The organism is Pseudomonas baetica (assembly GCF_019733355.1).
In the GTDB taxonomy this organism is placed as follows: Bacteria; Pseudomonadota; Gammaproteobacteria; order Pseudomonadales; family Pseudomonadaceae; genus Aquipseudomonas; species Aquipseudomonas baetica_A.
The window spans coordinates 126,402-140,648 of the sequence record NZ_JAIHLQ010000015.1 but is presented as its reverse complement, the minus strand read 5'-3'; the positions used below and the strand labels follow the sequence as shown (position 1 = coordinate 140,648).

The 14,247-nt window shown below is 58.7% G+C and carries 10 protein-coding genes and 1 tRNA gene; 6 read left to right on the top strand and 5 right to left on the bottom strand.

From position 1 onward, the window contains the following. Positions 1-13 precede the first annotated feature (13 nt). The 4 genes from K5E40_RS15685 to K5E40_RS15665 all read left to right on the top strand — a co-directional run bounded on the left by K5E40_RS15685 (position 14) and on the right by K5E40_RS15665 (position 5,868). Entirely contained in the window at positions 14-3,301 is a 3,288-nt protein-coding gene (locus tag K5E40_RS15685; protein ID WP_260455797.1) for a toxin VasX, read from the top strand. Then, entirely contained in the window at positions 3,298-4,248 is a 951-nt protein-coding gene (locus K5E40_RS15675) for a DUF6708 domain-containing protein (RefSeq protein ID WP_221731579.1), read from the top strand. The genes K5E40_RS15685 and K5E40_RS15675 overlap by 4 nt, the downstream gene beginning before the upstream one ends. Further along, entirely contained in the window at positions 4,245-5,174 is a 930-nt protein-coding gene (locus tag K5E40_RS15670) for a hypothetical protein (protein WP_221731578.1), read from the top strand. The genes K5E40_RS15675 and K5E40_RS15670 overlap by 4 nt, the downstream gene beginning before the upstream one ends. Positions 5,175-5,334: 160 nt before the next feature. After that, on the top strand, positions 5,335-5,868 hold the full coding sequence (locus K5E40_RS15665) for a hypothetical protein (RefSeq protein WP_311775955.1): 534 nt from the start codon (positions 5,335-5,337) through the stop codon (positions 5,866-5,868). A 139-nt stretch (positions 5,869-6,007) separates the two neighbouring features. Here K5E40_RS15665 and ggt read toward each other — a convergent pair whose 3' ends face one another. Next, positions 6,008-7,840 carry a gamma-glutamyltransferase gene (ggt, locus tag K5E40_RS15660; protein WP_221731577.1) on the bottom strand — a complete coding sequence of 611 codons (1,833 nt, stop codon included), beginning with the start codon at positions 7,838-7,840 and terminating at the stop codon, positions 6,008-6,010. Between the two features lie 252 nt (positions 7,841-8,092). Between ggt and K5E40_RS15655 the strand changes: the two genes are divergently transcribed. Then, on the top strand, positions 8,093-8,437 hold the full coding sequence (locus K5E40_RS15655; RefSeq protein ID WP_221731576.1) for a cupin domain-containing protein: 345 nt from the start codon (positions 8,093-8,095) through the stop codon (positions 8,435-8,437). 147 nt (positions 8,438-8,584) lie between these two features. Here the strand turns inward: K5E40_RS15655 and K5E40_RS15650 are convergent. Beyond that, positions 8,585-8,661, bottom strand: a tRNA-Met gene (locus tag K5E40_RS15650). A 115-nt stretch (positions 8,662-8,776) separates the two neighbouring features. Beyond that, positions 8,777-10,834 (bottom strand): methyl-accepting chemotaxis protein, encoded by a 2,058-nt coding sequence (locus tag K5E40_RS15645; protein WP_221731575.1) that lies wholly within the window; start codon positions 10,832-10,834, stop codon positions 8,777-8,779. Between the two features lie 331 nt (positions 10,835-11,165). Here K5E40_RS15645 and K5E40_RS15640 point away from each other — a divergent pair, with 331 nt between their 5' ends. Beyond that, positions 11,166-12,383 (top strand): MFS transporter, encoded by a 1,218-nt coding sequence (locus K5E40_RS15640; RefSeq protein ID WP_221731574.1) that lies wholly within the window; start codon positions 11,166-11,168, stop codon positions 12,381-12,383. A gap of 86 nt (positions 12,384-12,469) precedes the next feature. Here K5E40_RS15640 and ychF read toward each other — a convergent pair whose 3' ends face one another. Both ychF and pth read right to left on the bottom strand, forming a co-directional pair. Continuing rightward, on the bottom strand, positions 12,470-13,570 hold the full coding sequence (gene ychF, locus K5E40_RS15635) for a redox-regulated ATPase YchF (RefSeq protein WP_221731573.1): 1,101 nt from the start codon (positions 13,568-13,570) through the stop codon (positions 12,470-12,472). A gap of 22 nt (positions 13,571-13,592) precedes the next feature. Beyond that, on the bottom strand, positions 13,593-14,177 hold the full coding sequence (pth, locus tag K5E40_RS15630) for an aminoacyl-tRNA hydrolase (RefSeq protein WP_016773203.1): 585 nt from the start codon (positions 14,175-14,177) through the stop codon (positions 13,593-13,595). Positions 14,178-14,247 lie beyond the last annotated feature (70 nt).

Below are 14,247 nucleotides of genomic sequence, written 5' to 3'. Positions count from 1 at the left end.
AGGACTTCGCCCGATGAGCGCCGAAAAACTGGCCATGGTCGACGAGGCCGCTCAGGCCGAACGCGAGGCCAAAGCCCAGCCACACGCTGATATCAACTGCACGGTGCATCCGTGTCCCGCCAGTCAGCCCGAACTGTTTGTGGTGCCGGTGCGTTACGCGCTGGCGCACGAAAAGGCTGAACACGCTTGTTGCGTTCCCGGTATTACGCCGCAGAGCCGACCGATGGCAGCACGTCGTTTGCGCGCAGGGTTTGTGTACCTCTGGCAGCATCAGGGGCCGCTCAAGCGTTTTGCTATTTCGCCGCAGGGGTTGTTGCAGGAACAGGCGCTGGACGCGGCGGCCACTCCGGTAGCCGACGCCACACTCACGGGCCTGGCGCTGCAAAAAATCCACGACGCCTGGATGCTTTACAGCGAATTCCCCTTGAACGCCGAGTACTGCCAGTCACTGAGCGACAGCAGCGCCAAACGCAGTCAGCGCATGCGCCACATTGCCCTGCGCACGGTGGCCGATGAGTTACAAGCTCCGCACTGTCCGCCGTTGGACAAGTGCGATGAGGTCTTGGCCGAACTGATCCCCGACACCTACGCCCGGTCGATGAAAGCCGATCAGCAAAAAAACGCCGAGGACACCGACGCCCTTGGCGCAACGCTGTTAGACGACCCCACTCCATCCAACATCAAAGCCTACACAGACGCCAAACACCGCATCCGCGAGCGTCACAAGGTTCTCGATCAACATCCTGACGCCAGCGACGAGCCGCCGGGCGAATGGAGCGCCGAGTCATGGGACGGGCAGGGCACGCGGGATTGGCTGGAAAACGCCAAAGCGCAAAGAGAGGGATTGTTCGCCGTCTTCGCCTGTCTGGACGATGACTTGGGTGTGTTGCGCGACATCAACCACGAACAGGAATGGCTGGAAGCCGGCCACGAAAAATGGTTGGGCGAAAACAATCTGCGCCTGAGCATCGGCGGCTTTGTGCGCAGCTTGATCAGCGAGGATGGCGCCGAACTGGCCGGTAATCTCAGTTATCGCTACAAGGATCGCGACATCAGCCTCACGCCCGAGCAGGGCCAGATCATGCTCGACACCCAGGATCGGCTGAATGAGGAACTCAGGGTTGAAACCCGGGATCGTCAATACGGCGGTCGGCCGACCGAGGCCGAAGCGGCCACTCGTGATGCGCGTATCGCAGCCATTGTCGGCCCGGTGCGGGCGTTTATTCCGGCCGATCTGTACTACGAAGCGGAGGAAGTGGTCCGGCAATACCGCGCGGAAAAACACGCCAACCTCAACAATCACGCATTCAGCGCCAAGGTCGGCAAGTACATCGACCTCGATGCCATGGACACATGGTTCACCGACACCGCCGCCGGCCACTTCCAACAACTCGAACAACGCCACACTGTGTTGTTCGCCGACCGTGGCGTGTACCTGAAACGCTCGGTCAGCGGCACCTGGTTTGTCGATTACGACGACCTCGAAACCCGCCAATGGCTGACCGAACTCGCCAGCGGTTGCCTGACCGCGCAATGCCTCCGCGCCCTAGGCGCCGAGCAATACGCCGACTATGTGCGCGCCGCCGACGGTGGCGCACTCCGGCAACTGTTCAACGCCTGGACACCGTCGCTTGAGGCCGCAGTCAACAACGCCTCGCGCCTTGGCGAGTTGATGGCCGCCCTGTCCGCCGACAACATCAGCGCCACCCATCAGGCCCTGGCGCCGTTGAGTGTGGTGGTGCTGGACGACATCGCGACCATGGCCCGCGAGGCCGACAGTCAATGGAATATGCTGGTCAATCGACTGGGTGCAGCGTTGTTGTTGCTCAAGGGTGACAAGGGTTTCAGTGCCTCGTGGATGAGCATTTTTCTTGCCGCGAGGTTGGGCGGGGAAAGCCGTTTGCAATTCGTGACCGAGGGCGCGCGGCAAGTGTGGAAGTTGTTCGGGCAACGGGCCGAGGCGTTGAGTGAATGGGTGAACAAGACGGGCAAAGCCATTGGCGTTGGGCGGGTGGAGCGGATTGTGAATTCGCCCGTGGTGGTCAACAGCGGGGGAGTGGTGCCGTTGGCGGCGTTGTTGGTGAACGTGGTGAATGTGCAGAACTATTTGAGCGAGGCCGGGGTGCTGGAGGGGATGGATGCCCGGCGGGTGAATGACACGGTGTCGGCGAGTTTGTATGGGGCGGCGGCGTTGGTGGCGGTGGTGGATAGTCAGGTGCGGATGGGGTTGGGGGTTAAGGAAATGTCCGTCAAGCTTCCAGGCGGCAGGATGGGAAGCGCACCAATGCTGACGTTGTTTGGTGGGGTGATTGGTGCGCTTTCTACTGGTGCTGCAATAAACGAATTCCAATCCCTGCAATCACGATTGGAAAGCGTCCAAAACCAAGTCGATCCATGGCTGCAGATGCGTCAGATCGCGGTCGGAGGGCAGGTAGCAGCCTTCGGCGCCCAAGCGATATTGGGGCTTGGCTATACCGCCCGCGCCTTGGCAGGTTCAATAACTGCGGAAGTCGCCATCTTGCGCTACACGCTCTACATGGGGCCGTTGAACTGGATCATTCTGGGCCTTGGCGTGCTGTACTTGACTGCCTGGATTTTTGAGAAAACACCGCTGCAAAACTTCCTGAACAATTGCTGTTGGTCTAAGGCCCGAGCTAACGACTTGGAGCCTATTGCGCCCAAAGCCCAACAGGACGAACTCGACCGTTTGTACCTCATCCTCTATACGCCTCGGGTCACCATGCAAAGCAGTTCCAAGCCGGCGCCTGATAATGGCCGTTCTGGCCTGGCTTTCGTCAGCGCTATTGATTCAGTAACCATCGACTTGCCGGGCGCCGAGCCAGGCAGTGTCTACCTGGAACTGAGCATGGTCGGTGATCCGGTAGATACTCTCGAAAACCGACATTTGATCAAAAACAGTCGAACCGGCAATTTCAAACCTCCCCGTCCATGGCGTGACATGACGCCCGTCTGGTTGTCCGACAGTAGTTGCCAGTGGATACCGTTCGAGGAGGGTCAGGGCCTGCGTATAAGCGGTCCTTTCAAAGAGGTGAAAGACTTGCTGAGCACACCACCCAGCACGTTGTCGCTAAGGTTGCGTTATCGCACCCCACTGATCGCGATACTCGGCGCTCGAAGTTTTATCGGCGGGGAGGCAGGTTTGGCTTTTACCTTGAACAACTCCACGGGTGTCGTAGCGCTGCGAGCCGACCCAACGCCTGAACTTGATCGTGTGCCGAACTACCCGCTCGGAGAGGATCACCCCGGCGCCATTTACCTGCAACCCAAGGACAAACGATGAGTACGCCACCGGCGGGCACAACGGGAAAAAGGATTTTTTCGCGTAATGACTATCTGGCGCCATTGCCAATTCCTACGGGTGAAAAGCCTTGCGATGTGCTCAACACCATCTGGCGCAAGAACGAGGTTTTTCTTGATATTGGTAACTACAGCATCGGTTCGACGGTCATGGTGATGTGGCCGTCGCTGATGGTATTTGTATTTATGGGCTTCATCACTCCAGACCCCGGGCTGATCTGGATTGCGGCGTTATTGATCATAGGCATTCCTTCAATATTTGTGATTCAGGGCCTCTTCCGTGAAGTCCCCTTACCCATACGCTTCAACCGCCAACGCCGCGAAGTCTGCGTCCCCCGCGAAAACGGCGAGTATTGGATTGTCCCTTGGGAAACCGTGACAGCCGCCGCCACCCAGCATTCATCAGTCAGTCAGGCCGGCAAAGCTACGATGGGTCTACTGGTCATCGGTTTCGAAAACCCCGACCCGCACGCTACGGAAGACAACAAGCATTTTTCGCTGGGCTTCAACTGTGGCGGTGGCACCACGGCAATGGCGTTGTGGGAATGCATGCGCAGTTATATGGAAATTGGCCCGCAAGTTTTGCCACAGACAAATGACTTCGAGGGCGGACGAGAAAAGCTGCGGGGCAGAGGCGTCTTTTGGGGCATTTGTTGTGAATATGTGGATGGCATCAGACATCATTTGGTCGCGCAAGAAGTTGGCAAGGCAGCTTGGCTGATCATTGCTGCAGTGCTCTTGGGGGCACCACTGGCGATGATGTTGCAGGAGTGGAAGTTATCGCCACCGCCCGAGCTTTCTAATCCCGACATCATCGAATGGTCAAAACCACTCCCCCCGGAGCAATGGACCAAACGCTCCCCGGAGTTGGAAGAAGCCATCGTCAAGCGCGAAGCCGAGTTGGCCGAGCGAGTGGAGGCGCAGTCATGAGTACGCCACCGGCAGGAACGACGAAAAAACGGATGTTTTCGCGCAATGACTATCTGGCGCCATTGCCGATTCCTACGGGTAGAAATCCTTCTGACGTGCTCAACATCATCTGGCGTAAGAACGAGGTGTTTCTCGATATTGGTAACTACAGCATCGGCTCGGCAGTGATGGTGATGTGGCCCGGAGTGATGTTGTTTTTGGGGCTGGCATACGTTTTCGATGACCCTGACGCGTTGATATTGGGAGCTTGTATCATGGCTCTCCCTATTTTTTGGTTGATTCAGGGTCTGTTCCGCGAAGTTCCTTTACCCATACGCTTCAACCGCCAACGCCGCGAAGTCTGCGTCCCCCGCAATAACGGCGAGTACTGGGTTGTCCCCTGGGAAACTGTTACAGCGGCTGCCACCCAGCATTCATCAGTCAGTCAGGCCGGCAAAGCCACGATGGGCCTTCTGGTCATCGGTTTCGAAAACCCCGACCCGCACGCATCGGAAGACAACAAACACTTTTCACTAGGCTTCAACTGTGGCGGTGGCACCACGGCGATGGCTCTGTGGGAATGCATGCGCAGTTATATGGAGATCGGGCCAGAGGCTGTAGAGGATCAAACCGCCCGTTTCGACAGGTCAAAAGGAATCTGGGCGACTTATCTGGATGATCTGATCAAAGCAGCGAAGTTAAGAGGCTGGTTCGTAACCGTTCTCTGGGAAGGGTTCTGCGGAATATTCATATTCAACACTTTGCTGATCGATGTGCTAGAGCGTTGGAAGTTGAACCCGCCTCCCGACTTGCCCTATCCCGACATCATCGAATGGTCAAAACCACTCCCGCCGGAACAATGGGCCAAAGGCTCTCCAGAGCTGGAAGCAGCCATCGCCAAACGCGAGGCTGAACTGGCCGCGCAGGCTCAAAGCGAGTTGGCTTGAGGTCGGATACTCAGGTCTATCGGCATCTGATCAAGAACAGCCCGACCAATAGCTACAAGGTACCGAGGCCGTGGCGTGACATGACGCCCGTCTGGTTGTTCGGCAGTATTTTGATTACGACGGTGAACTGTTCCACGCACTATGGGATGGCATGTCAGCCGTGGCCAATGAGTTCCAGGTCGTTGGCACCCACATAGGCGGAATGCAGAGCGCATCGCTGGAAATCCGGGTGTGGAAATTTGAAGAGCCGGAAACGGCGCTCATGGTCAGCCTCGGTGCCCCGTTTGGTAAATCCCTGGAAATGCAAAAGAGTTTTTGGGAGTACATCCGCTCATACATGAACAACGGCCCTTATTTCGATGAATACGGGAATCACAGTGAGTCAGATGCTTTTGTTCAGAGCCAATTGGCGGTGAAACCCAACATGAGTGGCTGGTTCAGGGACACCCTCGCTGGCATTAAAAAAACCAGAGCCGAAAATGGCGGAAGAAAATACTTGGGTGGAACCGACGTAGTAATGGTTGTCGGCACACTTCTTCTTAATCCCTGTTTTCGAATCCAGGAACTCACCTACAGCGTTGCCAAACGCCGCTCCCGAAACCTGTGGCCAAAAGTGGTCACTGATCGCCTGAAAGCCGATGGTCCAACTTCTCGGCTTGTGGATTTGGAGTCACACCAAAAACTCGCTGAATAGCTTTGTGGATTCATGGCACGGAGCCGAACTCCGTGCCCGCGAAATAAGCAGCCGCCAATGGCGACTATCAATATTTCGCAAACTGCCCAACAAAAAAGACCTACCTCCCGGTAAGCCTTTTCCATTCACTACATAATCCTCAATCCCCCAACGCTTCCCCCTCACGCCGTGGGTCCGCGCCACCTTCCAACGTCGCTTTCCCCTGCGCATCCTTGACCCGCACGATGGCTTGGGTGCCGCTGGTCATATCGATTTCATTCACCGCGTGACCTTTGTCCTTGAGCGCCTGAATCAGCGCCGGGCTGAACTGGCCTTGCTCCAGTTCGGTCGGCCCGTTGCGGCTGCCGAAGTTGGGCAGGCTGATGGCGCTTTGCGGGTCGAGATTCCAGTCGAGCAGGCCGACGGTGGTTTTGGCGACGTATTCGATGATCTGCGAGCCGCCCGGTGAGCCGACGCCGGCGAGGAATTCGCCGCTGTTGCGATCGAAGATCAGCGTGGGTGCCATCGACGAGCGTGGGCGTTTGCCGGGTTCGACGCGGTTGGCAACTTTCTGCCCGTTCTCTTCGGGGATGAACGAGAAGTCGGTCAACTGATTGTTCAGCAAAAAGCCCTGAACCATCAGGTGCGAGCCGAATGCCGCTTCGATGGTGGTGGTCATCGACACGGCGCCGCCGAGGTCATCCACCGCCACCACTTGCGAGGTGGAAATGCGCAGCGGCGAGCGGTCCGGCGCGTAGGCTACCTGCACGCCCGGCGGCGTGCCCGGTTTGGCGCTGCCCATGCTGCGTTCGCCGATCAGGCTGGCGCGACTGGCGAGATAGCCTGGGTCAACCAGACCTTTGACCGGTACCGGCACGAAGTCAGTGTCGGCGACGTATTGCGCGCGGTCGGCGTAGGCCAGTCGCTCAGCTTCGGCGATCAGGTGCACCGCTTGTGGATCGGGTTCGATGCCGGCCGGTTTGTCAGTCTTCAGCGGTTTGAGTGGTGCCAGTGCCCAGCGCGGATCGCGGATTTGCAGGGCCTGCAAGGTGCCGAGAATCTGCGCCACGGCGATCCCGCCCGACGACGGTGGCGGCATGCCGCAGACCTGCCAGCGTTTGTAGTCAGTGCACAGCGGCGCACGTTCCTTGGCCTGATAACGCTGCAGATCGTTCAGCGACAGACTGCCGGGGTTGGCGTGCCCCTGAACCTTGGCGACGATCTCTTCGGCAATCGGGCCTTTGTACAGCGCATCGGCGCCTTCGCTGGCAATGCGTTTGAACACGGCGGCCAGCGCCGGGTTTTGCAGGCGTGTGCCAATGGCTTTGACGCTGCCATCGGCGTTGAGGAAATACTTGGCCATGTCCGGCGACTGGCGAATCACCGGATCTGACACGAGAAGTGAATGCAGGCGAGGAGAGATTGCGAAACCCTGCTCGGCAAGTTTGATCGCCGGCTCGAACAGCTTCGCCCACGGCAGGCGACCGTGCTGTTTATGCGCCAGTTCCAGTGCGCGCAACACGCCCGGTGTGCCGACCGACCGGCCGCCAATCTGCGCCTGTGGGAACGGCATCGGTTTACCGTCCGCTTGCAGGAACAGCTTCTCGGTGGCACCGGCCGGCGCGGTTTCGCGACCGTCATAGGTCTGCACTTTTTTGCCATCCCACAATACGATCATCGCGCCGCCACCAATCCCGGAGGATTGCGGTTCAACCAACGTCAGCACCGCTTGCATCGCAATCGCCGCATCAATCGCCGAACCGCCCTGACGCAGCATCTCGCGCCCGGCCTCAGCGGCCAGTGGGTTCGCCGCAGCGGCCAAGTGTTTGCTGGCGTGACGGGTTTGCAGATCGGTGCGATAACCGGAGGCGGCTTCCGGCGCCAAAGGCAGGGTCGAGGCGGGCGGGGCGTTGCACGCGGTGAGGGTCAGGGCGCTGATGATCAGCGTCAGGGCTGGCAGGCGAAAGCGGCTCAAGGGCAAGGCTGAAAACACGCGGGCTCTCCGTCCGTGGGGTAAAAGTCTGTGGGACTTTATCGACCGACCATGAAGGACGCAAACCATGCGGGTATTTGTCCTTCATGTACTGGCGACTTTTCTGATGGATCAATGGCCCGCGTGAGGCCTGAGGATTCTGCACAACGAGCGCCCGATATGGCTCAGATACTTCTACGCTGATAGGGACATGTGATCGCACCGAAGGTGCTCATATCCAGTCGTTCCTGTATAGCCTGAGAGGTGCGCGTGATGATCAACGAACAGATGGCACCTGAGACAAAAGGTGTGGCGGTGACATTACTTGCAACCGTTGACCTCGGCCCTGAGATTGAAGGCATGGCAGGGCGTCAACTTCGAATGCGGATGGTGACCATTGAGCCTGGAGGCGTCTTCGGGCCGGTTCATAGCCATCAAGACCGACCCGGTACTGTTTACATACTGCAAGGAACGATCACTGACCATCGACATGGCGTCGCCACGGACTATGGACCCGGGGTGGGGTGGCCCGAGGACAGAAACACTACGCACTGGCTTGAGAACAGAGGCCCTATTGCGGCAGTGGAGATCTCGGTCGATATCGTCAGGCAAGATTAATATCAGACGCTTTGGTCAGGTGCGTAACTCAAGGTGTTTTGATGACTCCTGCGCCGCTCCCTTTGCCAGAGGCCTTCGCTACAGCGCCGCCACTTTTCTTGAGGCATAAAAAAACGGCCTACCTTTCGGTAAGCCGTTTTTAGTACTTGGTGGCTACACAGGGACTTGAACCCCGGACCCCAGCATTATGAATGCTATGCTCTAACCAACTGAGCTATGTAGCCAAGTGGCGCGCATTATTCCCCTGAAATGGAAAAGCGTCAAGCGTAAATTTAAAATATTTCTTCTTATTTTCAACCGCTTATCCTCCGGCCCGGAAAATCCGGGCCGGGCAGGGTGTCAACGCAGTTGGAATCTTGCGGTATTGGCGCTCAAGGCATGGCTGCCCTGACTCAATGTGTCCGCCGCCAGATTCACTGCCCGTGCGCCTTCAAGCAAACGCACGGCGGCCTGATCAACCTGTTGGATATTGCCACTGACCTCATCGGCGGTGCTCGCTTGCTCTTCAACCGCCGTGGCGATCTGCGCCAGCGTATCGGTAACGCTCTGCACGGCGCTGGCAATTTCCCCCAGCCGTTCGCCGAGGCCGGTGACCGCTTCGGCATCCGATTGCGCCTGGCCGCAGGCGGCTTCCATCAGGCTTACCGCTTCGTTGACCGTGGCGCGCAGGCTATCGACGGTGCCGGCAATCTGCGCGGTGGACGACTGCGTACGTTGCGACAGGCTGCGTACTTCGTCAGCGACCACGGCAAAACCGCGCCCCTGTTCACCGGCGCGTGCCGCTTCAATCGCGGCGTTGAGCGCCAACAAGTTGGTCTGTTCGGCGACGCCGCGAATGGTGTCGACCACCAGTTGGATCTGCTGCCCTTGTTCGCTGACCCTGCCCAGTGCCGCAGCGGTTTCGTTGAGGCGTTGATTGAGCTGTTGAATGCTCGCCGTGGTGCGCTGGCTGTCGCGACTGCTGTCAGCAGCGATGCGCCGGGTGTGCTGGGCGCTGTCGGAAGCCTGTTCGCAACTCTGCGCCACACCTTGGGAGGTGGCGGCCAGTTGTGTGGCGGCAGCGGCAATCTGGCTGATCTGCAACTGCTGCGCTTCGACTTCGCCCAGCGCGCCGCTGGAATGATCATTGAGGCTACGCACCGCGTTGCTCAGTTGCGAGGTCTCGTGATCGACGCCGAGCATGCTGGTGCGCAATTGCACCACGGCGACGTTGAGGGCGGTGCTGATCGCCGCCAACTCATCACGGCCCACCACCGGCACTTGCAGGCTCAGATTGCCGTCGCGCAGGGCTTCGGCCAGCACGGTGATGCCGCTGGCGCTGCGCCGGATCGAGGCTTGCAGGCAAATGAACAGGTACAGCGCGGCCAGTAGCAGGCAGCCGAAGATGGCCGCCACGATAATGAACTGGCGGATGGCCGAGCCATGGTAGTAGTCCAGTCGCTGATCCAGGGACATCAGCGATTGCTGGCGCAGTGTGGCGAGATCGCCGAGCAGGGCGTCCAGGCTACGCTCGAAGTCCTCAGGCTTAAGGTTGATGCTGCCGCCGAACATGCCGTCATCCAGCACTTTCAGGCCGGCATCCAGGCGCTGCAGGCTGTCTTGATACTGCGCCCCCCAGGTTTGTTGATCACTGGGCAGGCGCGCTTTGAGAAGGTCGGCGTTTTTTACTAATTGTTCACGGGCGTCGCCAATCCGGCTGCGCAGATCGCGCAGTTGCAGGCGGCTCTGCAAGGTGAACTGTCCGGACACCACCGAGGCCTGACCGACAGCGGCGAGGCGGCCGACTCGTTCGATCAGATCCGGCGCGTCTTGCGTCGAAATTTGCGTCAGCAAGTAGGTTTCCAGCCACGGCGCGAGGGTCAGGCGGTTTTCCATGACGATCTGTTCACGCAACGCTTGCAGGGTGCTGAGTGCATGGGTGAAACGGTCGTAACCGTCCGGCCACCAACCGACGCCGCTGAGGCTTTTTGAGTCCAGACCGTCCAATGCGGTTTGCAAGGCCTGATAGCGGGCAAGGGTTTCGCCCTCGGCGCCTTGATTCTTCAACGCATCGCCCAGGTCACTGACGGCTTGCGTGACCGCTGGCTGTTCAGCGTCGAAGGCGGCCATCGCGGCGAGCGTCGCCGGTGTTGGCTGGCGGTTGGTTTCGGTTGCACGCCAGCGGGCAGCGCGGTCGCGTTGTGCCGCCAGCAGGTTGTCGAGCGCATCAAGGGCGAGCAACTGCTGTACGCCGGCGCGTTCAACGGCAATCAGATTGAGTTTGTCGCGATAACCTTGGCCGATCATCAACAGGCTGCCGGCCAGCGGCAGAATGAACAGCAGAAACAACAGCTGAAATTTACGCGCGAATCCAAACCGCCCCAGCAATTTGATTCCCGGTGATAAAAAAGCCTGCATGCCCCATGACTCCTCTGGACACCACGCACCATTGGCGCGCATCGCGGTCGTGCGACCTTGATGTTGTGCCCTGCTAAAAGGCCTCGAAAGTTCACTCTCGCCGGCTCTGTAGGCTGGCTCTGTAGCGAAACTTCCCATTCTCGATCCCCTTTGTAAGGGGCCGCGTTCAGGGGAAGAAGCAAGGCAAGATTCAGACCATGGCGTTGCGCTATCAGTTTGAGGTGACGAGTAACCAGTTAGTTAGCTGCCTAAGGGGATGGCTTTGCTGCACCGAAAAATGGCACATTGGCGCACCTGCCTGCGTGCACCCCTCTGCTGTACGGAAACTTTCATGGCTATCAGCAACGTTCAGCCCGCCGCTGCCTCGGCGTCCGCTCCTGCTCAAAGCAGTCCATTGGTGATGCGCATCATCGGCGCGGTGGCGCTGGCGCATTTGATCAACGACCTGATCCAGTCGGTGCTGCCGTCGATCTACCCGATGTTAAAGGCCAACTATGGCTTGAGCTTCACCCAGGTCGGTCTGATCACTCTGACCTTTCAATTGACCGCGTCGCTGCTGCAGCCGTGGGTCGGGTATCACACGGATCGTCATCCGAAACCGTGGCTGTTGCCGACGGGGACGGTATGCACATTGATCGGCATTCTGATGATGTCGGTGGTCGCTAGCTTCCCGTTGATTCTGTTGGCGGCGGCGCTGATCGGGATCGGTTCTTCAACCTTTCACCCGGAAGCGTCGCGTATCGCGCGGTTGGCGTCGGGCGGACGCTTTGGTCTGGCGCAATCGACGTTCCAGGTCGGTGGTAACGCGGGCTCGGCGTTCGGCCCGTTGCTGGCGGCGGCGATCATCATTCCGTTCGGTCAGGGCAACGTGGCGTGGTTCGGTCTGTTCGCGGTGTTTGCGCTGTTCGTGCTTTACCGCATCAGTCGCTGGTACGCCCATCACCTCAACCTGTTCAAGCTCAAGGCCGGTCAAGCGGCGACTCACGGACTGTCGAAGGGCAGGGTGACCAGTGCGCTGGTAGTCCTTGGTTTGCTGGTATTTTCCAAGTATTTCTACATGGCCAGTTTCACCAGCTACTTCACTTTTTACCTGATCGAGAAGTTCGACCTGTCGGTGGCCAGTTCGCAGCTGCATTTGTTCCTGTTCCTGGGCGCAGTGGCGGCGGGTACGTTCTTCGGCGGGCCGATTGGCGACAAGATCGGGCGTAAGGCGGTGATCTGGTTCTCTATCCTCGGCGTGGCGCCATTCACGCTGATCTTGCCCCACGTCGACCTGTTCTGGACCAGCATTCTCAGCGTGGTCATCGGCTTTATCCTCGCCTCGGCGTTCTCGGCGATTGTGGTGTATGCACAGGAACTGGTGCCGGGTAATGTCGGGATGATCGCGGGCGTGTTCTTCGGTTTGATGTTTGGTTTTGGCGGAATTGGTGCGGCGCTGCTTGGGCATCTGGCAGATGTGCACGGGATTGAGTACGTGTATTTCCTGTGCTCGTTCTTGCCGTTGTTTGGGGGGTTGGCGATCTTTTTGCCGCGTACCAAAAAGGCCTGATTCACCACCATTCCACAAGAAGTAACAGTGAATTTCAGGCACAAAAAAGCCGCGTATCAAACGCGGCTTTTTCTTGGGCGTGATGCTTACACGTTAAAGCGGAAGTGCATCACGTCGCCGTCTTTAACGATGTAATCCTTGCCTTCCAGGCGCCATTTGCCGGCTTCTTTGGTGCCGGCTTCGCCCTTGTACTGGATGAAGTCGTTGTAGGCGATGACTTCGGCACGGATGAAGCCTTTCTCGAAGTCGGTGTGGATCACGCCAGCCGCCTGAGGCGCGGTGGCGCCGACTTTAACGGTCCAGGCGCGGACTTCTTCGACACCGGCGGTGAAGTAGGTCTGCAGGTGCAGCATTTCGTAGCCAGCGCGGATGACGCGGTTCAGGCCAGGTTCTTCCAGGCCCAGGGCCTCAAGGAACATGTCCTTCTCTTCGCCGTCATCGAGCTCGGCGATTTCGGCTTCGATCTTGTTGCAGACCGGAACCACCATAGCGCCTTCTTCTTCGGCGATGGCCTTGACCACGTCCAGGTGCGGGTTGTTCTCGAAACCGTCTTCAGCCACGTTGGCGATGTACATGACCGGTTTGGTGGTCAGCAGGTGGAAGCCCTTGATCACCGTTTTCTCGTCGGTGCTCATGTTCTTCATCAGGCTGCGTGCAGGCTTGCCTTCGGTGAAGTGCGCGATCAGTTGCTCCAGCAGAGCCTTCTGAACGACGGCGTCCTTGTCGCCACCCTTGGCGTTACGCGCGACTTTCTGCAGTTGCTTTTCGCAGCTGTCGAGGTCGGCGAAGATCAGTTCCAGGTCGATGATTTCGATGTCGCGTTTCGGGTCGACGCTGTTGGAAACGTGGATCACGTTTTCGTCTTCGAAGCAGCGCACGACGTGGGCGATGGCGTCGGTTTCACGGATGTTGGCCAGGAACTTGTTGCCCAGGCCTTCACCTTTCGAAGCGCCGGCGACCAGGCCTGCGATGTCGACGAATTCCATGGTGGTCGGCAGGATGCGCTTCGGATTGACGATGGCCGCCAAGGCTTCCAGACGCGGATCCGGCATCGGCACGATGCCGCTGTTCGGCTCGATGGTGCAGAAGGGAAAGTTCTCGGCCGCGATACCGGATTTGGTCAGGGCGTTGAACAGGGTGGACTTGCCGACGTTAGGCAGGCCGACGATGCCGCAATTGAATCCCATGGTGTTTCCCCTCGGAGTAGAGTCAGGCCTTCTGGCTGTGCAGGTTTTTCATCGCGCGGTTCCATTCACCGGCGAGGATATCCGGCAGCACGCCGAGGGCAAAGTCGATGCTGGCATCGAGTTTTTCCTGTTCGGCGCGTGGCGCACGACCCAGGACGAAATTTGAAACCATACTGGCGACGCCCGGGTGGCCAATGCCAAGCCGCAGGCGGTAGAACGTATTCTGATTGCCCAGTTGCGCAATGATGTCGCGCAACCCGTTGTGACCGCCATGACCGCCGCCCTGCTTGAGCTTGGCGACGCCGGGAGGCAGATCGAGTTCGTCGTGTGCCACCAGGATTTCTTCAGGCTTGATGCGGAAGAAACCGGCAAGAGCCGCCACGGCCTGGCCGCTACGGTTCATGTAGGTGGTGGGAATCAGCAGACGAACATCCTGACCTTGATGCGAGTAGCGCCCGGTCAGGCCGAAATATTTGCGATCGGCCACCAGATTTACATTCTGTGCGTGGGCGATACGCTCAACAAAAAGGGCCCCTGCGTTATGCCGGGTCTGTTCGTATTCAGCGCCTGGATTTCCCAGGCCAACGATCAGTTTGATGGCAGTCACGATAGGGGCCCTTCCTTGGAGTGGTGGATAACATCGCCGCGATCTGAAAAGGCGGCGAAAGTGGACGAAA